Source organism: Stenotrophomonas sp. YJH_SMC_130, assembly GCF_059369035.1.
The window spans coordinates 62,264-84,829 of the sequence record NZ_JCAFSH010000011.1 but is presented as its reverse complement, the minus strand read 5'-3'; the positions used below and the strand labels follow the sequence as shown (position 1 = coordinate 84,829).

At 65.4% G+C, this 22,566-nt stretch carries 20 protein-coding genes and 1 pseudogene; 15 read left to right on the top strand and 6 right to left on the bottom strand.

Annotated elements, in window-relative coordinates; translation table 11 throughout:
- Window positions 1-145, bottom strand: a 145-nt coding sequence (locus AC5P5V_RS13555) for a Clp protease N-terminal domain-containing protein (protein ID WP_495215889.1), incomplete at its 3' end; no start/stop codon positions are given.
- Between the two features lie 387 nt (window positions 146-532).
- On the opposite strand from AC5P5V_RS13555, the gene AC5P5V_RS13550 reads away from it, so the two are divergent.
- On the top strand, window positions 533-2,809 hold the full coding sequence (locus AC5P5V_RS13550) for an FdhF/YdeP family oxidoreductase (RefSeq protein ID WP_495215910.1): 2,277 nt from the start codon (window positions 533-535) through the stop codon (window positions 2,807-2,809).
- 523 nt (window positions 2,810-3,332) lie between these two features.
- Here the strand turns inward: AC5P5V_RS13550 and AC5P5V_RS13545 are convergent.
- The gene (locus tag AC5P5V_RS13545) at window positions 3,333-3,812 is read right to left on the bottom strand and encodes a GNAT family N-acetyltransferase (protein ID WP_134968274.1); all 480 of its coding nucleotides are present in this window, start codon (window positions 3,810-3,812) and stop codon (window positions 3,333-3,335) included.
- A 133-nt stretch (window positions 3,813-3,945) separates the two neighbouring features.
- On the opposite strand from AC5P5V_RS13545, the gene AC5P5V_RS13540 reads away from it, so the two are divergent.
- Complete coding sequence (locus AC5P5V_RS13540; protein WP_231352718.1) at window positions 3,946-6,141, top strand: AsmA family protein; 2,196 nt, start codon at window positions 3,946-3,948, stop codon at window positions 6,139-6,141.
- Between the two features lie 73 nt (window positions 6,142-6,214).
- The gene (locus tag AC5P5V_RS13535; protein ID WP_061478657.1) at window positions 6,215-6,700 is read left to right on the top strand and encodes a TspO/MBR family protein; all 486 of its coding nucleotides are present in this window, start codon (window positions 6,215-6,217) and stop codon (window positions 6,698-6,700) included.
- Between the two features lie 10 nt (window positions 6,701-6,710).
- Here the strand turns inward: AC5P5V_RS13535 and AC5P5V_RS13530 are convergent, their stop codons facing one another.
- Window positions 6,711-6,968, bottom strand: coding sequence for a hypothetical protein (locus AC5P5V_RS13530; protein ID WP_194430490.1), 258 nt, complete (start codon window positions 6,966-6,968; stop codon window positions 6,711-6,713).
- 163 nt (window positions 6,969-7,131) lie between these two features.
- On the opposite strand from AC5P5V_RS13530, the gene AC5P5V_RS13525 reads away from it, so the two are divergent.
- The 4 genes and pseudogenes from AC5P5V_RS13525 (at window position 7,132) to AC5P5V_RS13510 (ending at window position 12,932) form a co-directional block, all read left to right on the top strand.
- Complete coding sequence (locus AC5P5V_RS13525) at window positions 7,132-7,719, top strand: biliverdin-producing heme oxygenase (RefSeq protein ID WP_181357864.1); 588 nt, start codon at window positions 7,132-7,134, stop codon at window positions 7,717-7,719.
- 115 nt (window positions 7,720-7,834) lie between these two features.
- Window positions 7,835-10,076: pseudogene (locus AC5P5V_RS13520) on the top strand (ATP-binding protein).
- The gene (locus tag AC5P5V_RS13515) at window positions 10,073-10,540 is read left to right on the top strand and encodes a response regulator (protein ID WP_049414761.1); all 468 of its coding nucleotides are present in this window, start codon (window positions 10,073-10,075) and stop codon (window positions 10,538-10,540) included. Before AC5P5V_RS13520 ends, AC5P5V_RS13515 begins: the two are co-directional and overlap by 4 nt.
- Window positions 10,533-12,932, top strand: coding sequence for a hybrid sensor histidine kinase/response regulator (locus AC5P5V_RS13510; RefSeq protein WP_134968276.1), 2,400 nt, complete (start codon window positions 10,533-10,535; stop codon window positions 12,930-12,932). The genes AC5P5V_RS13515 and AC5P5V_RS13510 overlap by 8 nt, the downstream gene beginning before the upstream one ends.
- Before the next feature lie 2 nt (window positions 12,933-12,934).
- Here AC5P5V_RS13510 and AC5P5V_RS13505 read toward each other — a convergent pair whose 3' ends face one another.
- Genes AC5P5V_RS13505 through AC5P5V_RS13495 form a run of 3 tightly spaced genes read right to left on the bottom strand, consistent with a single transcriptional unit; the run spans window position 12,935 to window position 14,934 of the window.
- Window positions 12,935-13,627 carry an NAD-dependent epimerase/dehydratase family protein gene (locus tag AC5P5V_RS13505; protein ID WP_134968277.1) on the bottom strand — a complete coding sequence of 231 codons (693 nt, stop codon included), beginning with the start codon at window positions 13,625-13,627 and terminating at the stop codon, window positions 12,935-12,937.
- 12 nt (window positions 13,628-13,639) lie between these two features.
- Window positions 13,640-14,314 carry a ChrR family anti-sigma-E factor gene (locus AC5P5V_RS13500; protein WP_134968278.1) on the bottom strand — a complete coding sequence of 225 codons (675 nt, stop codon included), beginning with the start codon at window positions 14,312-14,314 and terminating at the stop codon, window positions 13,640-13,642.
- Window positions 14,311-14,934, bottom strand: coding sequence for a sigma-70 family RNA polymerase sigma factor (locus tag AC5P5V_RS13495; protein WP_049414756.1), 624 nt, complete (start codon window positions 14,932-14,934; stop codon window positions 14,311-14,313). The genes AC5P5V_RS13500 and AC5P5V_RS13495 overlap by 4 nt, the downstream gene beginning before the upstream one ends.
- Before the next feature lie 131 nt (window positions 14,935-15,065).
- Between AC5P5V_RS13495 and AC5P5V_RS13490 the strand changes: the two genes are divergently transcribed.
- The 8 genes from AC5P5V_RS13490 (at window position 15,066) to AC5P5V_RS13455 (ending at window position 22,563) form a co-directional block, all read left to right on the top strand.
- Window positions 15,066-15,833, top strand: a complete 768-nt coding sequence (locus tag AC5P5V_RS13490; protein ID WP_134968279.1) for a hypothetical protein — start codon at window positions 15,066-15,068, stop codon at window positions 15,831-15,833.
- A gap of 81 nt (window positions 15,834-15,914) precedes the next feature.
- Window positions 15,915-16,865: an acyl-CoA desaturase gene (locus tag AC5P5V_RS13485; RefSeq protein WP_065178583.1), complete on the top strand. Its 951-nt coding sequence runs from the start codon at window positions 15,915-15,917 to the stop codon at window positions 16,863-16,865.
- 1 nt (window position 16,866) lies between these two features.
- Complete coding sequence (locus AC5P5V_RS13480; RefSeq protein ID WP_134968280.1) at window positions 16,867-18,144, top strand: NAD(P)/FAD-dependent oxidoreductase; 1,278 nt, start codon at window positions 16,867-16,869, stop codon at window positions 18,142-18,144.
- Window positions 18,141-18,908, top strand: a complete 768-nt coding sequence (locus AC5P5V_RS13475; RefSeq protein ID WP_134968281.1) for a DUF1365 domain-containing protein — start codon at window positions 18,141-18,143, stop codon at window positions 18,906-18,908. The genes AC5P5V_RS13480 and AC5P5V_RS13475 overlap by 4 nt, the downstream gene beginning before the upstream one ends.
- Entirely contained in the window at window positions 18,905-20,164 is a 1,260-nt protein-coding gene (locus AC5P5V_RS13470) for an SAM-dependent methyltransferase (RefSeq protein ID WP_231352716.1), read from the top strand. The genes AC5P5V_RS13475 and AC5P5V_RS13470 overlap by 4 nt, the downstream gene beginning before the upstream one ends.
- 1 nt (window position 20,165) lies before the next feature.
- On the top strand, window positions 20,166-20,711 hold the full coding sequence (locus AC5P5V_RS13465) for a DUF2878 domain-containing protein (RefSeq protein WP_061478668.1): 546 nt from the start codon (window positions 20,166-20,168) through the stop codon (window positions 20,709-20,711).
- On the top strand, window positions 20,708-21,493 hold the full coding sequence (locus AC5P5V_RS13460) for a DUF1295 domain-containing protein (RefSeq protein ID WP_134968282.1): 786 nt from the start codon (window positions 20,708-20,710) through the stop codon (window positions 21,491-21,493). Before AC5P5V_RS13465 ends, AC5P5V_RS13460 begins: the two co-directional genes overlap by 4 nt.
- Window positions 21,490-22,563, top strand: coding sequence for an SAM-dependent methyltransferase (locus AC5P5V_RS13455; RefSeq protein WP_134955169.1), 1,074 nt, complete (start codon window positions 21,490-21,492; stop codon window positions 22,561-22,563). Before AC5P5V_RS13460 ends, AC5P5V_RS13455 begins: the two co-directional genes overlap by 4 nt.
- The last annotated feature ends 3 nt before the right edge of the window (window positions 22,564-22,566 follow it).

Genomic DNA, 22,566 nt, shown 5'->3' with positions numbered 1-22,566 from the left:
GCGGGCGCGTGCTGCCACCCTGCTGGTCCAGCAGCGCGCTGAACAGGTGGACCGGTTCGATGATGCTGTTGTCGCGGCCCACGGCCAGCGACTGTGCGTCTGCCAGCGCCTGCTGGAAACGCGAGGTGAGCTTGTCCATCCTCATTCGACGACCCCGATCGTTGATAAATGAAGGTGCAAGGAGGGTAGCGCCTACGGGATATGCGACAGCCCATCAGGGAACTTCAAGGGCTAATCAAGGCTTCCCAATGGTGGCTGCCCAGCCAGAACCGCATCGAATTCGTGAACAGCGTAGCCCGACGACCGATGCTCAAACAACGGCCAAAATGTCTGTGCGTACGGACAATCTGTCCAATCCAGGATCATCACATGGAAACAACATTGGGGCGCCCAGTCTCCTGCTACGGAGGGGCCAGATGGCTCCTGAAGTACCCCGCGCCAAGCGTTCCGGGACCCTCCCGCTCTTGTTCTCGCTCGTTATCCCATCTATCGATATCCCATCTATCGATGTACTGACACATGAGGTGGTGCTATGGCAGAGAAGGACATTCCCGGCATCCGTAAGTACGACGCGCCGGCTGGTGGTTGGGGGGCACTGCGTGCAACTGCAAAGGCAATCAGTGAACAGATGGTGGCACCTGAGGCAGCCATCACGCTGTTCCGGACAAACAAGCCAGAAGGCTTTGATTGCCCAGGGTGTGCATGGCCAGATCGTAAGCACACATCGACCTTCCAGTTCTGCGAGAACGGTGCAAAGGCCGTGACCTGGGAGGCCACGAAGAAGCGGGTGACCCCGGAATTCTTCGCCGCCAACACTGTTACATCACTGTTGGAATGGACGGACTATCAACTGGAAGATCAGGGCCGCCTAACCAATCCCATGGCCTACAACCCGGAAAAGGACATCTTTGAGGCAGTTGATTGGGACCAGGCACTCAGTCGAATCGGCGAGATACTGCGGTCGCAGGCAGATCCGAACATGGTTGAGTTCTACACATCTGGCCGCGCTTCCAATGAAGCGGCCTTCCTGTACCAGATCTTTGCCCGTGAGTACGGGACCAACAATTTTCCGGACTGCTCCAACATGTGCCATGAGGCGACCAGCGTCGGGCTCCCTCAGTCGATCGGGATCGGGAAAGGAACCGTTTCGTTGGACGATTTTGATTCCTGCGAACTGATCATCGCCATGGGACACAATCCCGGCACGAACCATCCCCGCATGATGGGTACCCTGCACGAAGTATCCAGGCGTGGCGCACCCATCATCGTATTCAATCCATTGCGCGAGCGAGCACTTGAGCGCTTTGCCGATCCGCAGGACGCATTGGAGATGGCGACCTTCGGTGCAACCGAGATCGCTTCAACCTATTTGCAGCCACGTGTCGGAGGTGATGCCGCGGCGCTGAAGGGCATCATGAAGGCCCTCCTTGAGATGGATGCCATCCACGGGGAGGCCGCCAACATCCTCGATCGCGAGTTCATACGTGGGCATACGCACGGCTTTGAAGCCTTTGCTGACGATCTGCGCTCTACTGTGTGGGGCGATATCGTGACCCAGTCCGGCCTATCCGAAGACGACTTGCGCAAGGTCGCGGCAGCCTACGCCAAATCCAACGCAACCATCGTTACCTATGGGATGGGTGTGACCCAGCACAGCACGGGAACCGAGAACGTCCAGCAGATTGCGAATCTCCTTCTGTTGAGGGGGAATTTTGGGAAGCCTGGCGCGGGCATATGCCCATTGCGGGGGCATTCAAACGTCCAAGGGGATCGCTGCGTCGGGATCACCGAAAAGCCCAGCGCAGACATGATCGACAGGATCGAGAAGCGATTCGGTTTCCGTGCCCCAAGCCACCACGGTCACGACGCAGTTGCTGCCATGCAGGCCATCATTGACGGCCGCTCACGGGCGCTCATATGCCTCGGTGGCAACCTCGCGGTTGCCCTGCCGGACTCAGACGCTTGCTTTGCAGGCATGCGAGGGTTGGAGCTGTCCGTGCATATTGCGACCAAATTGAATCGAAGCCATTTGCTGGTCGGAAAGAACACATTCATCCTGCCGTGCCTGGGCAGAACCGAGCAGGATCTGCAGGCGACGGGCCCCCAAGCCGTGACGGTCGAAGACTCCATGTCCATGGTGCACGCATCGCGCGGAAAGCTGAAACCCGCCTCCGATCTATTGCGATCGGAACCCGCAATCGTTGCAGGGATTGCCAGCGCGACCCTGCCGTCCAGCACGGTGCGGTGGTCGGACATGGTCGCAGACTACGACGTGATACGCGACGCAATTGAAGCCGTCTTCCCCGAATTCTCGGATTACAACGCCAGAATTCGCATCCCTGGTGGATTCCGCCTTCCTCTCCCTCCCACTGAGCGGGTGTGGCCAACCGCCTCGGGAAAGGCAGAGTTCATCCGGTTCCAAGGGTTGGCCGAAGATCCGACACCAATCGACTCTGCAGTTCTAAAGCTCGCCACCCTGCGGAGCCATGACCAATACAACACCACGATCTACAGCCTCGATGACCGCTACCGTGGCGTGTTTGGCAGGCGCGACGTTGTTTTTATGAATGAAGAAGACATGAGCGAGCGCGGCATCCAGCAAGGCGATCAGATTCGCATAACCACTGCGCTCGACAATGAGCAAAGCCGGGTCCTGGAGAACGTCATTGCCATTGGTTACAAGATCTCCCGCGGCTCCGTGGCAACGTACTATCCCGAGGGAAATTGCCTCATTCCTTTGAACTACATTGATCCGGTAAGCGGCACCCCCTCTTACAAGTCTGTACCGGTTCATATCACTTTGGCGTAGAGGGAGCTACCCCTCACCCAGGCATCCGATGGTGTGCTCCGGATTCGGCCAAGAGTAGAAGTATGGGCCGTCTCCGTTGCACGCCTCAGCTGCGTAGTTCCCGGCCTGGGATGACGCCTACCCAGGGTCGACAGCAGCGAGTCTTGCCTCCCCCCTGTAACAGGGTGCCGCTAGGATTACTGCACGCACGACGGCTCGCTTCAGCTGCAGCACGCCGATCGCCCTCCTCGCCGTGCTCTGAAGACGATATCCGTCTGAGTGGGAGCACATAGTGTTCGATCGCTAGCATGTGCTATACGGCGCCGCAACGGTTGAATCCCCGCTTGCCCGTCGTTGATCGAGCGCCCGGAAGGAAGAGATCGGCGCGCAGGTAGATCCATCCTCCGATAGCCATGGAGCTGAGTGCAGTGTGCGCGGAGGGCGCCACTTGGCGCGGCGCGCCACTCGGCTGCGTCGCGCAGGCCGCCAAGACCCGGACAAGCAAGGAAAGGACAGCAGCTCGCCAGCCCGTCCCTGAAGCCCTCTACAGAAACCGGTGCATCACGTAGACATCCACCAGGCCCAGCGTCCCATGCCGGAACGCCTTCGGTAGCGTTCCCACCACCTCGAACCCCAGCTTCCGGTACAGCGCCACCGCCGGCCCATTGGTGCTGACCACGTAATTGAACTGCATGGCCAGGAACCCTTCCGCCCTCGCCCGCTCCAGGCTGTGTTCCACCAGGGCCCGGCCCACACCTTGCCCTTGTGCCGGTGCATCCACCACATACGTGGCGCTGGCCACATGCGCCCCCAGATCAGGGAAGTTCGGGCCCATCTTGTACATGCCCACAACCCGGCCCTCCAGCATAGCTACATGAGGTGCCTGGGCCTGGAACCAGTGCGCGCGAAACGTTTCGACTCCAAAAGAGCCGGCAAAGGGCAGCGCATCCTGCGCCGCAATGGCCGCCTTGAACATGCCCCACATCGCGTCGAAATCGCCTGCACGGGCGGGCCGGATCTCCATGCGTCTCCTGCAGATCTGTGGTGATGACCAGGCCGGACACTACCAGAATCCAGCCCCTGCCCCATGGCTGCTTCACGCGCCACCGCCATCGGCTCCGCAATAGTTGTGGAAATTCCGGCCCTCAGAGCAGTAGATGTCTCCTGTTTCCGTGCACATCCCGCACCGGCTTCGACGGTGGCGCGTTCCCGCCTACGTCCTGCTGGGCAGCTACCTGCTGTACCTGCTGGCCGGCAACATCTTCCTCAATACCCCGCTGTTCGACCAGGTCACCAACCGCAAGCCGCACAAGTTCGTGATGACCACCGGCCCGGCCATCACGCTGCTGCCCGGCCATGTCATCGCCTGGAACGTGCACATGCGCGGCCACGTGAACCACACGGTCTACGTGCTGCATGCCGAGCGCGCCAGCGCCCGGTTGGCGGTGCTGCCCCTGTTCCAGCGCGAGGTACGGGTTCCGCGCTTGCAGGCGACGGGGGTTTCCGCCGAAATCAGCCGCGTCGAAGAAGCCATCCCGCCACCGCCGCGCAGCGACCGCGGCTGGACGCTCCGTTTCGATGCCATCCACAGCGACAGCATCCGCAGCGCACGCTTTGGCAAGTTGCTGATCATTGGCAAGGGCCGGGGTACGGTGGGCTTCCTCAAGCAGCTGCGCGGCGGGCCGTCGGAGCTCTTCGAATCCGAGGTGGCGTTCAGCGATGCGGACACCAGTTTTGACGGCGTGCAGCTGTTGGGCGACATGGATCTCACCGCGCGCTTCAGCTATCCGCGCCACTATCGGGACCAGGCGCCCGGTCTGGCCAAGTTGAAGTTGCTGCATGCCCAGCTCGAGGTCGACGCCCGCAGCCAGGGCCTGCGCATGGACACGGATGCCACAACGCCGAAGATCTCCAGCGCGCCCGTGCCCGGACGCCTGCAGCTGGCGCTGCACCTGATTGACGGCCAGCTGCAGCCCGGGGACCGCGCAATCTGGCAGGTGCCACTCTACCTGGGTGACGGTGCCCCCGATCGCGGCGTGCTGGCCCTGCAGCTCAATGTGTCCAACGACCTGCGCCTGCAGGCCCGCCTGCCGCCAAAGCCCGGCTCAGGCAGCGAAGTGGATGCCGATCTGCACATGAGTGGGCGGAACATTCCCTTCCAGCAGCCCGCCCAGCTGCTGGAACGCAGCTCCGGCACAGTGCGCGGCGAATGGACGTTCACTTCGCTCAACTGGATCCCTGCCCTGTTCGTTCGCAAGCCGTGGCTGCAGCTGGACGGCGGCGGCACGCTGAAGGCGGACCTGCGCGTGCGCAACGGCGAACTGATCGAAGGCAGCACCGTGGACATTCCGGCCGCCGAAGCCGTGGCCGAAGTCGCGGGCGTACGACTGGCGGGCACGGCCAGCGCCCATGGCGAACTGAAGGCCGGCAGCCCCAGCCAGGCACAGCTGGCTGTCCGGCTGCCACGATTCACTGCTCGGCCAACCGATGCCAAGGACGTGCGCCTGTTCGACGGCCGTGATCTGGCCCTGGACCTGACCGGTGATGGTCGCCTGCAGGAGCTGCGCAAGGGTGTCCGCGCGCACCTGCGCTTCAGCCAAGCAACGATTCCCGACCTGGCCGCCTACAACCGCTACCTGGACTCGCCGCAGGTGCGGCTGCTCCGTGGCACCGGCAGCCTGAGCGGCGATGCCACGCTCGACACCGATGGACGCGTCGGCCACGGCACTGCCCGGCTGCTGGGGCGCAATGCCAGCGCCAAGGTGGCAGGGCTGGACATGGGCGGCGACGTCGACGTGAAGGCAACGCTGCGCCGCGGTGACTTCAATCAGCGTCATTTCGATCTGTCCGGCACCACCGTCGAGCTGCGCAATGTGCAGGTGGCGGATACAGAGCAAACAAGCGCATGGAAAGGCCGCGTGGCCTTCAAGCGTGGCCGCATCGACGCGCAGTCGCCCTTCCAGGTCGATGCCACCACGGATCTGGATCTCAGCGATGCCCGCCCGTTGCTTGCACTGTTCGCAGAGCGTACCGACTACCCGCGCTGGACCCTGTCGCTGTTGGATTCCGGCCAGGTGCAGGCCCGGGCGACGCTGCGCTGGCGCCCGGGCCATCTGATCATCGATGGATTGCAGGCCGAGAACGATCGGCTTTCGGTACGCGCGCGGCTGGATCTGCTCGACCAGCGCAAGCGCGGTGATCTCTACCTGCGCTGGGGGCTGCTGGGTGCGGGCATCGAGCTGGACGGTGACCAGCGCCAATGGCACCTGGCCAGGGCACGCGAGTGGTTTGACCAGCGACCTTCCCTGTTGCCAGCGAGCCAGGGAGCCGGTGCCGTCGGCTCTTCAGATTGAAGGCCGACAGCCTGCATCCATTCGCTGCCCCTGTGCGTAGACAGGCCGCATACGTATCAAGGAGCTGCACGGTATGAAGCGGAGTTCACAGGTTTCCGGACTTCTGGGATGGGTGGCGATCACCTTCGTTGCGGCAACCCTGGGGGCGTGGGCGTCCACGTCCGCGGCAAGCTTCTACGCCAGCCTTGCCCTCCCCGCATGGGCACCACCGGCCAGCGTCTTTGGCCCGGTGTGGACACTGCTCTACGCCATGATGGCGGTTGCCGCGTGGCTGGTCTGGCGCGAACGCGGTTGGCGCGGCGCACGGCCCGCGGTGCTGCTCTATCTGGTGCAGCTGGCCGTCAACGCGCTATGGAGCTGGCTGTTCTTCGGCTGGAAGCTGGGCGCGCTTGCCTTCGCCGACATTCTTGTATTGATCGTGTTGGTGTGCGCAACGATCGTCATGTTCGCGCGCATCCGCCGGCTTGCGGCGGTGCTGCTGCTTCCTTACCTTGCCTGGATTTCGTTCGCCTCGGCGCTCAACTTCGCCGTCTGGCGGGCCAATCCCGGGCTGCTGTGATCTCTGCTGCTCACGCCTGGGCCACGGCCTGCGGGCGCCAGGTTCGCAGCAGGGCCGGCTTGAACGCCTGCTGCCCGCAACCGGTGGGGCACCGCACTACCCGCGCCGCGGTATGGCTGACCAGGCCCTGCCCTTCTTCTGCCTTGAAGATCGTCTCGCAGGAAAGGCAACGCGCTACCAGCGAGTACAGGTGCAGCAGCCGGCCGCTGGCGGGATCCTGTAGTGCATCCACATCCAGCAGTTCAAATTGGCAGCTGTCAGGGAGCATGCGGTACTCGGGCGCGGATGCGGTCTGCAGGTTCACGGGCGTGGCATCTGTTGGAAGTGCAGTCACCGTAGGGCAGTCCCTGTCTAGCCGGCGTGCAGCGCAGATGTGCTGGCCGCGAAACCTGCACCGGCCTCCGCATCGAAATCTGCTAGGGTGCGCGCCGATGCCTACATCCATATTGCCAGCACAGCCCGATCACCCCATTGCCCTCAGCGCCGCCCTGAAAGCGCACACCCGAACGGCCCACGATCGCCTCGACCAGCACCTGTTGCAGCAACACATCTTCGCGTCGCGCCAGCGTTACCTCTGCTTCCTGCGCGTGCAATGGCACTTCCATAGCGCCGTTGCGCCGCTGTACCGGATGCAGGATCCGGGCGCGACCCGCTTGCCGCTGATCGAGGAGGATCTTCGCGACCTCGGCGCTTCCATCCCGGTACCCCATGCCTGGCAACCGCAGCCTCAAGCATTCTCGAAAGCGACCGTTCTGGGCTGGCGCTACGTGGCGGAGGGCTCGACGCTGGGAGCGTCCGTGCTGTTGAAGATGGCCGCTGCGTTGCAGCTTCATGCCGGGTACGGGGCGCGCCACCTGCGCCCTTCCAACCTCGGTGTGGCCGAGTACTGGAGACGCGAGCGGGAGGAGCTGGATGCGCTCGCTTTAAGTGGCCAGGAGCGCGCACAGGCATGCAGGGGCGCGACAGACGCCTTCCAGTTCATCCGTCGCTGCGTAGATGAAGAATTCAGGTTTGAATGAAAGCCCCTTCACATTCACGTGGTGGTATGCGGCGGCACGCTTTTGCTTCACCATCCATGCACACCGGATGCAGTGCTGGGCTGTTCCAGCCATCCACGAATCATGAGTCCCGCCCTTGACGCCTCCTGCCGAATCCGTGCACGACACTGCCTTGTCCCGCTGCGCGCGCGAACCGATCCACACCCCCGGCGCGATCCAGCCCTACGGTGTGCTTCTGGTCGTTGAACCGCAGTCCCTGCAGGTACGCGAGCGCGCCATCAGCCACCCCGGGCTGCTGAAACAGTTCGGCGAACCGTTGATGAAGCACGTCAGTGAGGTGCTGGGCGGCGTGCTCGCACCGTTCCAGGGCGCGTTGCAACAGGCGACGGTGGGCAGCAGCGCGCATGTCGGTGCCGTGCACCTGGATGGGCACGGCCGCCATCAGCTGCTGGTGCACCGCTCCGCCACGGACCTTCTGGTTGAGCTGGAAGCACCGGTTCCCGGCCAGCCCGGCTCGCTGGAAGAACTGTATCCAGCCATCCGCGAGCTGATGACCGGCATTGAATCGGCAGCGACGGTGGAAGACCTGTGCAGGCTTGCGGCCGCGCACATGCGGCGGCTCACCGGCTTTGACCGCACCCTGGTCTATCAATTCGATGCCGGCTGGAATGGCATCGTGGTGGCCGAAGATGGCAATGGCCTGTTGCCATCCTACCTCGACCTGCGCTTCCCGGAGTCGGACATTCCCGCACAGGCCCGCGAACTCTACCGCCGGAACCGGGTGCGCCTGATCGCGGACAACAACTACACCCCTGCCCCGCTGATGCGGGCCGAAGACCACCGCGAGGCGCCACCGACCGACCTGAGCCTGGCTGTGCTGCGCAGCGTGTCCCCCGTGCATCTTCAGTACATGCGCAACATGGGGACCGGGGCGTCGATGTCGGTGTCACTTGTACATGAGGGGCGATTGTGGGGCCTGATGTCCTGCCATACCGTGCAGCCACGCCGCCTGCCCTACCACGTGCGTACCGCCTGCGAGTTCATGGGCCAGATCCTGTCGCTGCAGATCGCGCTGAAGGAGCGCGCCCGTGCAATCGAAGAGCGCGTGGCCCGGCGTTCGGTGCTGGTCAAGCTCTTGGCACGCATGGCCGGTGATGAGGACTTCATGGCTGCACTGCGCCACGACGAGGCCAGCCTGCTGTCGCTGACCGGCGCGGCCGGTGCGGCCATCGTACACAAGGGCGACTGCATGCGCGTGGGTGAGTGCCCACCGGCCAGCGACGTGCTGGCCCTGGCCGATTGGCTGGCTACCCGGCAGGCCGGGCAGGAAACCTACTGCACCGACCACCTTGCCGCCCACTGGTCGCCTGCCGCACACCTGGCCGATGTAGCCAGCGGCCTGCTGGCAGTGTCCATTTCGCAGCTGCATGACAGCTACCTGATGTGGTTCCGGCCGGAGGTGGTGCGAACCGTGCGCTGGGGGGGGAGACCCCCGCAAGACCGCAGCGCCCGGCGTGGCACTGTCCCCGCGGAGCTCCTTCGATGCCTGGAAAGAGACCGTGCGGCAGCGCAGCCTGCCGTGGAATGATGCTGATTGCGATGCGGCGCACGAGATGCGCACGGCCATCGTCGATATCGTGCTGCGCAAGGCCGAGGAGATGGCGGAGCTGAACGAGCAGCTCCTGCGCAGCAACAAGGAACTGGAGGCCTTTTCCTATTCGGTCAGCCACGACCTGCGCGCCCCCTTCCGCCACATCGTGGGCTATTCGGAGCTGCTTGGCAGCTCGGCGGGCGAACGCCTCAACGAGACCGAGCGCCGCTTCCTGGATACGATCGTCGATTCGGCAAAGTCCGCCGGCACACTGGTGGACGACCTGCTCAGCTTCTCGCAGATGGGACGCTCCACGCTGGGGCGGGTGCGTCTGGACATGGCTGCGCTGGCCGAGGACGTGCGCCGGAGCCTGGCGCTGGATTACGACGGCCGCGACGTGCAGTGGACGCTCGCGCCGCTGCCGGAGGTGGAAGCCGACCCGACGATGCTTCGTCTGGTCTGGCAGAACCTGCTGGCCAACGCGATCAAGTTCACCCGCGAGCGCGAGCACGCGATGATCGAGATTGGGCACGACCGCAGCGACGACGAAGATCACTTCTTCGTGCGCGACAACGGCTGCGGCTTCGACATGCGTTACGTCGACAAGCTGTTCGGTGTGTTCCAGCGCCTGCATCACGTGGAAGAATTCGAAGGCACCGGCATCGGTCTGGCCAACGTACGCCGCATCATCGGCCGCCATGGCGGCCGTACCTGGGCCGAGGGCGAGCCCGGCAAGGGCGCCACCATTCACTTCACCCTACCCCGCTCCACAGGAGAACACCCATGAGGGACCTGCGGCCGATCCTCCTGGTGGAGGACAGCCCCAAGGATGCAGAGCTGACGATGGCCGCGCTTGCGCGCTGCCAGCTGCTCAACGATGTCATCCATGTACGCGACGGCGCCGAAGCGCTGGACTACCTGCGCTGCGAAGGCAAGTTTGCCGGCGCCATGCACGGCGGTCCGGTGGTGGTGCTGCTGGACCTCAAGCTGCCCAAGGTCAATGGCCTTGAAGTACTGGAACAGGTACGCGGCGATGCGAATCTGAGCAGCACGCCGGTGGTGATGCTGACCTCCTCGCGCGAAGAGCAGGACCTGGTACGCAGTTACGAACTGGGCGTCAACGCGTTCGTGGTCAAGCCGGTCGACTTCAAGGAATTCTTTGACGCCATCCAGGGCCTGGGCATGTTCTGGGGCATCACCAACCAGCCGCCACCGCATCGGCCCAACGGTTCGGGGCAGCGCAATGCGTGATGGATCGCGCCGCAGCGAGCGCCTGCGCATCCTCATGCTGGAGGACAGCGCGCTTGATGCGGAGCTGATCAGCGCCCAGCTGCAGCGTGCCGGCCTCGATTTCGAGGCCGAGCGCCTGTGGACCCGCAACGCGTTCACCGAGGCCATCGAAAACCGCCCGTTCGACGTGATCCTCGCCGATCATGTCCTGCCAGGCTTCGATGGTGACGCAGCACTTGCCCTGGCGCGCGAGCGCGTGCCGCAGACGCCTTTCATCTTTGTTTCCGGCACCCTGACCGAGGAACTGGCGGTACAGGCACTCACGCGCGGTGCCCGCGACTACGTGGTGAAGCAACGCCTGCAACGCTTGCCCGATGCGATCCGACGCGCCCGCCAGGAGGCGCACGAGCGTACCCAGCTGGCCAATGCGCAGGCCGCGCTGAACGAAAGCCAGGCCCAGCTGCAGATGGTGACCGATGCCGTCCCGGCGCTGATCGCCCAGTTGGACAAGGACCATCGCTACCGGTTTGCCAACAAGGCGTTCCTGGACTGGCATGGATTCAGCCTTGCAGAACTGCTGGGTCGGCCGGCTCGGGATGTCAGCGGCATTTCCGCCTTCGAGCACGCCCTGCCCAGCCTGGAACGGGTACTGCAGGGCGAGCGCACCCGCTTCCAGGTCGAACTGATCCATCGCAGCGGCGAATCACGATTCGTGCAGATGGACTGCGTGCCTGAGCATGCCGCCGATGGCAGTGTGGCCGGGTATATCTGCCTGGGAAGCGACGTCTCGCTGCTGAAACAGGCCGAGCTGGCCCTGCGCGAAGACAACCAGCTGCTCGAGCAGCAGGTACAGGCACGCACGGCCGAGTTGCGCGCCAGCAAGCGGCGCCTGCAGGCGATCTTCGAATCCAGTTTCCAGCACCAGGTGCTGCTGGATCTGTCCGGACGCGTGGTCGATGCCAATGACGCGTCACTGGCCGCGGTACTGGCAGACAAGAAGGACGTCGTTGGCCAACGCTTCGCCGAATCGGTCTGGTTCGGCACCACCGAGGGCATGGCAGCGCTGATCGATCGGGCCGTGGCCGCAGCGGTACAGGGCCGCAGTTCACTGCATGCGCTGGAACTGGAACTCCCGACCGGGCGGCGCAGCTTTGATTTCTCGTTCCGTCCACTACTCGATACGGAGGGCGTGGTCACCGCTGTGGTCTCCGAGGCCGTGGAAACCACCGCGCGCGTGCACGCTGAGCATGCCCTGCGCCAGTCGCAGAAAATCGAGGCGGTCGGCCAGCTCACCGGCGGCATCGCACATGATTTCAACAACATCCTGACGGTCATCTCAGGCAACGTCGAGCACGCCATGCTGCTCAGCGAGCGCGCGGGCGAACCCGGAGCGATGGTGAGCCGTGCGCTGGACAATGCACTGAAGGGTGTCGGCCGTGCCGCCAGCCTGACCCAGCGCCTGCTGGCGTTTGCCCGCCGCCAGCCGCTGCGCAGCCAGGCCGCCAACCTCAACGAGCGCTTGCTGGACATGCACGACATGCTGCAGCGTGCGCTGGGTGAGCTGGTGCAGTTGGAGATCCGCAGCGCCGAGGACATCTGGTGCGTCGAGATCGACGTCAGCCAGCTGGAGGCCTCTGTACTGAACCTGGCGGTGAATGCCCGCGATGCGATGCCGCACGGCGGCAGGCTGGTGATCGAGGTCGACAACAGCCACCTCGACCACGACTACGCCGCACTGTTCCCGGACGCAACGCCGGGCGAGTACGTGATGCTGCGGGTGCGTGACAACGGCCACGGCATGGACGCGGCGACGCTTGCCCGGGTCTTCGAACCCTTCTTCACTACCAAGCAGGTTGGCCGTGGCACCGGCCTGGGCCTGTCGATGGTGCATGGCTTCGTCAAGCAGTCCGGGGGCCACGTGCTGATCGATTCGGTGGAAGGCGGCGGCACCAGCATCACCATGATGTTCCCGCGCTCACCGCTGGCCCTGCCCTCCGAAGCGCGCACCCCGCAGACCGGCCTGGCGGGCTACTCGCCGCGCGAGGAAACCATCCTGGTGACCGAGGACAACGACGATGTCCGCGCCTACACGGTGGATGCACTGCGGCTGCTGGGCTACCGGGTATTGGAAGCCCACGACGGCCCCTCCGCGCTGCGGCTGCTGGAACGCCCTGATACCAAGGTGGACCTGCTGTTCTCTGACGTGGTGATGCCCGGCATGTCGGGCTGGGAGCTGGTGCGTGAAGTCCGTGAGCGCTGGCCGGAAGTCGCCGTCCTGTTCACGTCGGGCTATCCGCGCGACCACGACCAGGTGGGCAGCCAGGGCCGGGCCGTTGCGCTGCTGCCGAAGCCGTTTACCCGCAGTGACCTGGCGACTGCGGTGCGCACCGCGCTGGAGGCGATGCCACACTGAGATCAGGACGCCGGATCGCGCGCGCCAGCGGCGATCCGATTGATGTCCGCGCATTCCACCGTGCCCGGCGGATGCTCCCTGGCGGCCAAGGCAACCATCGCCTGGCCCAGCGCCAGATTGCTCGTCACCAGCGAAGGCGCAACCGCGCCGGCCAGTTTCATCAATGGCGCACCGCCCCAGTACAGCGGCTTCAGCAGTGCATGACGGGTGCCGGTACCCGGGACCGGGCGAACGCCTCCGGGGCGCAGCATCACCGTGCGCACCGGCAGGGCCTGCAATGCCACTTCGGTCTCGCCCTTGACCCTCAGCGGCATTACCCGGCTCTGCGGATCCGCACCCGCACCGGATACATATAGAAAGCGCCCCTCTGGATTCGCCGCCGCCCAGGCGCGTGCAACCGCCAGCGTGATGTCCAGGGTGACGCGTCGATACTCGGCCTCTGCTGTGCCGACCGGTGGCGCACCGGCACAGTAGAAGCATGCGTCGAAGCCTGCCAGTTGCTCATGCCGGCCTTGCATATGCAGAAAATCGGGGACGATCAGTTCGCTGCCAGGCCCGTTCAGGCTGCCCGGCCTGCGCACCAGGGCAGTCAGGTGGGCCACCTGCGGCGAGCGCTGGCAGGCCAGCGCAACACCCTGCCCCACCAGGCCCGCAGCACCGGTCAACAGAATCCTCAACGCACCTTTCCCGGTCATGGTCGCACCACGCTAGAGTTTCACGAAACGCTGGATCTTCCGCGCCAACCAGCCACTGAACACCAACGGCGCGTCCAGCGCTGACACGCAGATGCAGGGAACACCGGGTGCAGTTACCGGTTGATGCTCCACCTCCTCGTCCAGGTCCGCCACGTCGCCCGGCGCGAACAGCCCCAGCGCGTCGTTGTACGAGCCTCGAAGGATCTGGGTCAGTTCGCTGCGGCCATGGCTGTGCATCGGCAGGCACTTGCCCGGGGCAATCTTCAGCATGATCAGCGAGGGCATCTGCTCAGCCCTGATGCAGTGCACGCCTGGCGCCATCCAGCGCCAGCGCAGGGCACTGAGCGAGGCGCCGAAGTAAGGATGCAACGAGGCGGGCAGATGGTCCGGATCGGCCTCGGGCCGCTCCCTCGGCACCGGGCGCCTGGTTCCGGTGATGGCGCTCGGCGCGTCCGAGGCCAGCTGCATCAGCATGGCCTCGCGCAACTGCTCGCGACGCGCGTCGGCCGCGGGCGGTTGGGTCTGCTCCAGCAGCACCGAGCCGATCGCCTCGGCATCGCGCAGGCGCTGGCGGCAGTGGGGGCACTGCTCAAGGTGGGCACCGGCCACGATGCTCAACGGCGCCGGCAGCGCGCCGGCGGCATAGCTCATCAGCGTGGATTCGTGCAGGTGGTGATGCGGATTCACAGCGCACCTCCCACTTTGGCCTGCAGTTGCAGGAACGCACGTCGCAGGTGTGACTTTACCGTTCCCAGCGGCATGCCCAGCGCCTGGGCAATCTCGCTGTGGCTCTTCGCCTCGAAATAGGACATCCGCACCAGCCTCGCCTGCACGGCGGGCAGCTCGTTGATGCGCTGGCGAAGGCGCGCCTGGTCGGCGAACTGCTCGGCGCTGCTGCGCTCGATCATGTCCACGGCCGCGGCGTCTTCCACCGCTGCCTGCACCTGCATCCAGCTGCGCTCTCGACGGATGCGGTCGATATGCAGGTTGCGCGCGATCCGGTACAGCCAGGTACTCAGCGCGCCTTGGGCCGCATCATACTCGGCCGCCCGCAACCACAGGCGCAGCAGGCACTCCTGCGCCATTTCCTCGGCCACGGCGTCGGGTGCCCCCAGGCCACGCAGATACACGCACAGCCGCGGCATGAAGTAGTCATAGATCCGCATGAAACAGTCGCGGTCGCGCAGCCGCGCCACACTGTCCATGTCATCGGCCCAGTTCGTCGGCTCGCTGCTGGGCTGCTGGGAACTGGACACGGTGCGTGCGGTATCGAAGTTGAGGAGGGTGCTGGCAGCGTCAGGGTACATCTGCGTGAGCGGCGGGCAGGTGAAGGTCTGTCCCCTCTACGCGCAGGGGCGGCCATTGGATGCAGCAGGCACTGTGCATCCAAGCAGCCGCGCCCGCCGTATGACCTGAGCCTCCCTACCGGATGAACACCATGCGCACTGCCTGGCTGCTGCTGTGCCTGCCCCATGCCGCGCTGGCGGCGCCCTGGCTGCGCAACGAGGGCGTGGCCACATCGGCGCAGGGCGACCTTCTCTATCGTGAAGTGCACTGGCGGCGCGGCCCATCGGAGGGTGCCGAGCGCTGGGTGCTCTATCAGTGCCCGGATGGCCGCCCCTTCGCCCGCAAGCATCTACCGGCCAGCACCCGCCCGCAGGCCCGGGGTTATTCGCTGCAGGACAGCCGTAGCGGGCAAACCGCTGAAGTCGACGCGAGTGGCGAGTCGGTGTCGATCGCCTGGAAAGAAGATGCCGCCAGCGAGCTGCGTCAGCGTCGGCTTGAGCTGGCACCGGATGCGGTGATCGACACGGGCTTCGACGCCGCGGTGCGCCAGCATTGGCCAGCGCTGCTGCGAGGTGAACGCATCAGCCTGTCCTTCCTGGTGCCGGGGCGGCAGCGCTTCTTCCCGGTGCAGGTGCGGCGTACCGGCCCTGTTCGCTGGCAGGGCATCGACGCCCAGGCCATCGAGGTCAGTCTGGACACGTGGTACGGCGGCATCGCGCCGCGCCTGTCGCTGGTCTATGCCAGCGCCGACCGCCGCCTGCTGGAATTCCGCGGAACCAGCAACCTGCGCGATACCCGCGGCACCTACCCACAGGTCACGGTGCGCTTCAGTTCGCCGGTGGCCGAGCGGCCCGCCAGCGAATGGCAACAGGCCTGGGCGCAACCGCTGGTCGAACGCTGCAGCGTGATGCCCAAGTGAAGCCGGAATTTTCCACAGTCGGCCGCATCCATTGCGCGCACTGCTGCGTAGAGGAAGACACGACACCCGCCGAGATCCGCCATGGCCTCTGTAGCGCCCCTCCCCCGCCGACGCTGGCGCCTGCTGCGCACCCTGAAGCGCTGGGTCGACACCGGCAGCGCTGCAGACCACGCCGCTGGCGAGCCCGGACGCATCGACTGGCTGCGCGCCGTACCGTTCGCGTTGATGCACCTGGCCTGCATCGCGGTGATCTGGGTAGGCATCTCGTGGACGGCAGTGATCGTCGCCGCAGCCCTCTACGCAGTGCGCATGTTTGCGATCACCGCTTTTTACCACCGCTACTTCTCGCACCGGACGTTCCAGGCATCGCGAACGGTGCAATTCGTGTTCGCGGTGATCGGCGCGTCCAGCGTGCAACGTGGGCCGCTGTGGTGGGCGGCCCACCATCGCCATCACCATCGGCATGCCGACCAACCGCTGGACCCGCACTCGCCGCGCGAAGGCGGCTTCTGGCGCAGCCACATGGGCTGGTTCCTCACCCGCGAGGCATTCGCCACGGATCTATCGCGCGTGCCTGACCTGGCGCGCTTCCCCGAGCTGCGCTGGCTGGACCGCTTTGATACGGCGGTGCCGGTACTGCTGGCTGCCGCGCTGTACGCACTCGGCGCCGGCCTGGAGCGCTGGGCGCCCGGACTGCACACCTCTGGCCCGCAGTTGCTGGTGTGGGGCTTCTTCATTTCCACCGTGGTGCTGTTCCACGCCACCGTCACCATCAACTCGCTGGCCCATCGTTTTGGCCGGCGGCGCTTCGAGACCCGTGACGACAGCCGCAACAACCTCTGGCTGGCGCTGCTTACCTTCGGTGAAGGCTGGCACAACAACCACCATTTCTTCCCTGGGACCGTCCGCCAAGGGTTCCGCTGGTGGGAGATCGACCTGACCTGGTACGGGCTGCGCGCAATGGCGGCCATGGGCCTGGTGAGGGGGCTCAAGCCCATCCCCGAGTGGGTACTGGCCAAGGCGAGGTACTGACATGCGCATCGCGATCATCGGCTCCGGCATTGCCGGCCTGGCCAGTGCCTGGTGGCTGGACGGCGAACACGAAGTGACGGTGTTCGAGGCCAACGATTACCTGGGCGGACATACCCACACCCATGACGTGCAGGTGGACGGCACGCGCATGGCGGTGGATACCGGTTTCATCGTCTTCAATCCCCTGCACTACCCACTGCTGACGGCACTGTTCGAAGAACTGGGTGTGGCCTCGCAGCCGACCACCATGAGCTTCTCCATGCACAGCGAGCGAAGTGGCGTCGAGTACAACGCCACTTCGCTGGATGGCCTGTTCTGCCAACGTCGCAATCTGGTTTCGCCACGTTTCTGGGGAATGCTGGCCGACCTGCGCCGGTTCTACCGGGATGCGCCGCTGCTGCTGGCGGAAGACGAAGGCCCGACACTGGGCCAGTACCTGCGCGGCCAGCGCTACGGCACCGCTTTCATCGACGAGCACCTGCTGCCGATGGCTTCGGCACTGTGGTCGTCACCGACCGCCACGGTCATGCAGTTCCCGGCCCGCTACCTGGCCCAGTTCATGGCCAACCACCAGATGCTGCAGATGACCGGGCGCGCACCCTGGCGGGTGGTCAGCGGTGGCTCGGCACGCTATATCGATGCCCTTCGCGCCCGCTGGCGGGTGCGTGAGCGGCTGGAATGCCCGGTTCACTCGGTCGAACGCATGCCGTGGGGCGCGCGCGTGCACAGCGCGGCCGGCGTGGAGGGGTTCGACGAGGTCATCCTGGCGTGCCACAGCGACCAGGCGCTTGCCCTGCTGCGTGACGCCGATCAGGTCGAACGCGAAGTACTCGGCGCCATCCGCTACCAGCCCAACGAAGCAGTACTGCATACCGATGCATCGTTGCTGCCGCGCAACCGCAAAGCATGGGCTGCATGGAATGCACACGTTCCCAGGGATCCAGGCGCGCCCTGTACGGTCAGCTATTGCATGAACCTCCTGCAGGGCCTGCCCGGTGACACCCCGCTGGTCGTGACCCTCAACCGCAGCGAGGCGATCGATCCGGCCAAGGTGCTGCGCAGGCTGCACTATGCCCACCCGGTGCACGATCATGCCGCTATCCGCGCCCAGCAGCGCTGGGCAGAGCTGCAGGGCCGCCGCCACACCTGGTTCGCCGGCGCATACTGGGGCTGGGGCTTCCACGAAGACGGCATCCGCAGCGCCCGCCGCGTGGTGGACGCGATGCGCGAGTGCACCGCGCACCTTGACAGCGTTGCGCCCGGCGAGGTGGCAGCGTGAGTGCCAGCGCACTCTACTTTGGGCAGGTGATGCACCGACGGCATCATCCGCAGCCCCACGCGTTCCGCTATCCGATCGCGCAGCTGCTGCTCGATCTGGACGAGCTGGAGACCGTGTTCGCCGGGCGCTGGCTGTGGTCGGTCAATCGCCGCAACCTGGCCGAGTTCCGCCGCAGCGATTACTTCGGCAATCCCGCACAACCGCTGGCCGATGCGGTGCGCGATCATGCTGCGGCTACCCTGGGCTATCGGCCTGCCGGCCCGGTACGCCTGCTCACCCATCTTCGCTTCGGCGGGCACGTATTCAACCCGGTCAGCTTCTACTACTGCTACCAGTCCGATGGCAGAACCCTGGACTGCATCGTCGCCGAGATCACCAATACGCCCTGGAAGGAACGGCACGCCTATGTGCTGCCAGCCGCCACGGCCACCCACGAAGGCGCCTCGCTGCGCTGGCGGTTCGACAAGCGCTTCCATGTCTCGCCGTTCATGCCGATGGATTGCCACTACGACTGGCGGTTCAACCGCCCGGATGATGATCTGCGCGTGCACATGCAGGTCTGGCGCCAAGGCGTTCGCCAGTTTGATGCCACCCAGGCCATGCAGCGACACGCCCTGGACGGCCGCGGGCTGGCCCGGGTCCTGGCCTGCTATCCCTTGATGACCCTGCAGGTGATGGCCGCCATCCACTGGCACGCGCTGCGGCTGTGGCTGAAACGCAACCCCGTGCATGACCACCCTGCCCTTGCCGAGAAACCGCGATGAACTCGATGACTCCCCTGGTCGCCCTGCCACGTCCCGGCGCCTTGGATGCCTTCCTGCGCCGCCGCCTGCTGCAACAGCTTGCCCCCATGCGCGACGGCCGCCTGTGCGTGCGTGATGCACTCGGCGAAGTCTGGCTGGGCGATGCCCATGGCGAGCTGCATGTGACCGTCACCATCGATGACCCGGCGTTCTACCGCAAGGTTGCAGCGCAAGGCAGCGTGGGCGCAGGTGAAAGCTACATACAGGGGGAATGGCACTGCGATGACCTGGTGGCGCTGATCCGGCTGCTGGTACGCAATCGCGACCTGCTCGACGGCATGGAGCGCGGCCCGGCCCGCGTGGGTGGCTGGCTGCTGCGCGGCTGGAACCGCCTGCGCCGCAACAGCCGTGAAGGCAGCCGCCGCAACATTGCCGCGCACTACGACCTTGGCAACGACTTCTTTGCCCTGTTCCTGTCGCCGGACCTGATGTATTCCTCAGCCCTGTTCGACACAGAAGACGAGTCGCTGGAATCCGCCTCCCGGCGCAAGCTGGACCGCATCTGCCAGCAGCTCCAGCTCAAGCCGGGCGATCGCGTGGTGGAGATCGGCACCGGCTGGGGTGGTTTTGCGCTGCACGCCGCGCAGCACTACGGCTGCCACGTCACCACCACCACCATCTCCGCCGAGCAGCACGCGCTGGCTGCCCAGCGCGTGCAGGCAGCTGGCCTGCAGGACCAGGTCACGCTGCTGATGCAGGACTACCGCGACCTGCAGGGCCAGTTCGACAAGCTGGTGTCGATCGAGATGATCGAAGCCATCGGCGCGGAATACCTGGATACCTACATGGCCACGCTGCAGCGCCTGCTCAAGCCTGATGGCGTTGCCCTGCTGCAGGCCATCACCATCGAGGACCATCGCTACGAGCAGGCCCGGCGCAGCGTCGACTACATCAAGCGCTATGTGTTCCCCGGCAGCTTCATTCCGTCGATCAACGCGATCATGGCCGCCAAAACGCGCTCCAGCGACCTGCAGCTGATCGCCCAGCAGGACTTCGGTCACTCCTACGCGCTGACCCTGCGCGCCTGGCGCCAGCGCTTCCTCGCCCGGTTGCCCGACGTGCAGGCGCAGGGCTTCGATACGCGCTTCTGCCGCCTGTGGGAGTTCTACCTGGCCTACTGCGAGGGCGGCTTCCTGGAGCGCTCGATCGGGGTCTCCCATCTGCTGATGGCGCGCCCGGCGCATCGCCCGGGCGCCTCATCGGGCCAAGGCAGCTGAGATGCGCAGGTTCTGGCCCAATCTGCTTGGCAACCAGCTGGTCTGGCTGTGCGCCGTAGCCGGCGCCGGGCGCGGCTGGCAGTGGCCGGCGTTGCTGGCAGCCTCTCTCTACATCGGCAGCCAGCTGCTGACGTCGCCGCAACCACGGCTGGACCTTCGGTTGATGGTGTTGGCACTGGCCTGCGCATGGCTGGTCGATGCCAGCGCCTCCGCCAGCGGCACCGTGCGCTACGCCGCCGCCCCGCTGGGCTGGGTGCCGCCCCCCTGGATCATGGCGCTGTGGGCCGCGTTCGCGATGACGCTGACCACCTCGATGCGCTTCCTGCTGCGCCACCCGGCCTTGCCGGCTCTGTTCGGCCTGCTGTTGGCACCGCTGGCCTATCTCTCCGCAGCGCGCGGTTTCGATGCGGTCCGTTTCGCCACACCCACGTGGCAGGGCCTGCTGGTGTTGGGTGCGGGCTGGAGCATCGCGCTTTCGCTGCTGTGCGTCACCGCTCGTCGCGGCTCTCGCACCACCCCGCCCTCCCTGGCCGGAGCATCGTCATGATCAATCTGCTGTGGGTACTGCTGTATGCCGTGCTGGTGATGAGCTGGGGCTGGGCCTGGCAGCGCCGCCACCAGAACATCGGCGTTGTCGACGTGCTCTGGGCCAAGTGCGTGGGTGCCTCGGCCCTGCTGCTGGCGCTGCTCGGCGATGGCGCGATGTTGCCTCGGGTTGCGTTGGGCCTGCTCGGCGGCCTGTGGGGCAGCCGGTTGGCGCTGCACCTGTGGCGCCGGGTCCGTAGTGAACCCGAAGACCGGCGCTACCGTTATCTGCGCGAACACTGGCAGAGCCACCAGGGCAAGATCTTTGGCTTCTTCATGGCGCAGGCGCTGCTGGTCGTGCTGTTCGCCCTGCCCTTCGTTGCGGTGGCAGCCAATTCCCATGCCGGCCTGACACCGTGGACAGTCGCCGCAGCACTGGCCTGGCTGTTGAGCGTCGGCGGCGAGAGCCTGGCCGATCGCCAGCTCGCGCGTTTCCGCGCCGACCCGGCGAACAAGGGCCGCACTTGCCGCGAGGGGCTCTGGCGTTATTCACGCCACCCCAACTACTTCTTCGAGTGGCTGCACTGGTTCACCTATGTGCTGCTTGCCGTCGGTTCCCCCCTGTGGTGGCTGGCGTGGGCTGGGCCGCTGCTGATGTATCTGTTCCTGCGCTATCTCAGCGGCATCCCCTTCACCGAGAAGCAGGCGTTGCGCAGCCGCGGCGACGACTACCGTGCCTACCAGCGCAGCACGCCGATGTTCTTTCCCTGGTTCCCCCGTTCTTCCAAGGAGCATTCCGCATGAGCGCGATCCCGTCACTGAATCCGGCTGAAGATGCGGAAACCGGGCTGATCGCCTGGGCCGAACGCGGGCTGGTTCCCGATGCGGCGCTGCGTGCCGGCATCCGGCGCCTGTGCGCGCAACGCCTGCACGAGGAATCGGCGGGAGGTATCGAGGCACAGTCCGCACGCTTCAGCCGTCGCATCGCAGAACTGACCGACAGTCCGCTCGCATTGCATACCGACGCGGCCAACCGCCAGCACTACGAAGTTCCCGCGGCGTTCTTCCAGGCCTGCCTGGGCAAGCGGCTGAAGTACAGCAGCTGCTACTACCCTACCGGGCGCGAAACGCTGGACCAGGCTGAGGAAGCGATGCTGGAACTGTATGGCCAGCGCGCCGGACTTGCCGACGGCCAGCAGATTCTCGAACTGGGCTGTGGCTGGGGTTCGCTGACCCTGTGGATGGCCGAACGCTATCGGCAGGCCAACATCACTGCGGTGTCCAACTCGCACAGCCAACGCCAGCACATCATGGCGCAGTGCCAGGCCAGGGGCCTGCACAACGTCGAGGTACTGACCTGCGACGTCAACCAGCTTGAGCTGCCCACGGCACGCTTCGATCGCTGTGTCTCGGTGGAAATGTTCGAACATGTGCGCAATTACCAGCGACTGCTGGCGCACATCGCGCAGTGGCTGAAGCCCGACGGCGCGCTGTTCGTGCACATCTTCGCCCATCGCACACTGATGTACCCGTTCGAGACCGAGGGCGGCGACAACTGGATGGGCCGTCATTTCTTCACCGGTGGACTGATGCCGGCCGCCGACACGCTGCTGCATTTCCAGCGCGACCTGCGACTCGATCAGCGCTGGCTGCTGGACGGCACCCACTACCAGCGCACCGCCGACCATTGGCTGGCCAACCAGGATGCGGCCCGCGAGGCGGTGATGCCGGTACTGGTCGCAACCTACGGCCAGGCGGCGGCGAAGATATGGTGGCAGCGCTGGCGCATGTTCTGGATGGCCTGCGCCGAGCTGTTCGGCTACGACGATGGCCAGCAGTGGCTGGTTGCCCACTATCTGTTCCGTCCCCGTTGAGGT

Excerpts from the sequence above, each read along its gene's own strand:
- AC5P5V_RS13545 (WP_134968274.1), bottom strand. The coding sequence starts at position 3,812 with ATGGAGATCCGGCCCGCCCGTGCAGGCGATTTCGACGCGATGTGGGGC.
- AC5P5V_RS13470 (WP_231352716.1), top strand. The coding sequence starts at position 18,905 with ATGAACTCGATGACTCCCCTGGTCGCCCTGCCACGTCCCGGCGCCTTG.
- AC5P5V_RS13485 (WP_065178583.1), top strand. The coding sequence starts at position 15,915 with ATGGCCTCTGTAGCGCCCCTCCCCCGCCGACGCTGGCGCCTGCTGCGC.
- AC5P5V_RS13490 (WP_134968279.1), top strand. The coding sequence starts at position 15,066 with ATGCGCACTGCCTGGCTGCTGCTGTGCCTGCCCCATGCCGCGCTGGCG.
- AC5P5V_RS13480 (WP_134968280.1), top strand. The coding sequence starts at position 16,867 with ATGCGCATCGCGATCATCGGCTCCGGCATTGCCGGCCTGGCCAGTGCC.
- AC5P5V_RS13530 (WP_194430490.1), bottom strand. The coding sequence starts at position 6,968 with ATGCTCCCTGACAGCTGCCAATTTGAACTGCTGGATGTGGATGCACTA.
- AC5P5V_RS13505 (WP_134968277.1), bottom strand. The coding sequence starts at position 13,627 with ATGACCGGGAAAGGTGCGTTGAGGATTCTGTTGACCGGTGCTGCGGGC.
- AC5P5V_RS13460 (WP_134968282.1), top strand. The coding sequence starts at position 20,708 with ATGATCAATCTGCTGTGGGTACTGCTGTATGCCGTGCTGGTGATGAGC.
- AC5P5V_RS13515 (WP_049414761.1), top strand. The coding sequence starts at position 10,073 with ATGAGGGACCTGCGGCCGATCCTCCTGGTGGAGGACAGCCCCAAGGAT.
- AC5P5V_RS13455 (WP_134955169.1), top strand. The coding sequence starts at position 21,490 with ATGAGCGCGATCCCGTCACTGAATCCGGCTGAAGATGCGGAAACCGGG.
- AC5P5V_RS13540 (WP_231352718.1), top strand. The coding sequence starts at position 3,946 with ATGTCTCCTGTTTCCGTGCACATCCCGCACCGGCTTCGACGGTGGCGC.
- AC5P5V_RS13525 (WP_181357864.1), top strand. The coding sequence starts at position 7,132 with ATGCCTACATCCATATTGCCAGCACAGCCCGATCACCCCATTGCCCTC.
- AC5P5V_RS13510 (WP_134968276.1), top strand. The coding sequence starts at position 10,533 with ATGCGTGATGGATCGCGCCGCAGCGAGCGCCTGCGCATCCTCATGCTG.
- AC5P5V_RS13550 (WP_495215910.1), top strand. The coding sequence starts at position 533 with ATGGCAGAGAAGGACATTCCCGGCATCCGTAAGTACGACGCGCCGGCT.
- AC5P5V_RS13535 (WP_061478657.1), top strand. The coding sequence starts at position 6,215 with ATGAAGCGGAGTTCACAGGTTTCCGGACTTCTGGGATGGGTGGCGATC.
- AC5P5V_RS13465 (WP_061478668.1), top strand. The coding sequence starts at position 20,166 with ATGCGCAGGTTCTGGCCCAATCTGCTTGGCAACCAGCTGGTCTGGCTG.
- AC5P5V_RS13495 (WP_049414756.1), bottom strand. The coding sequence starts at position 14,934 with ATGTACCCTGACGCTGCCAGCACCCTCCTCAACTTCGATACCGCACGC.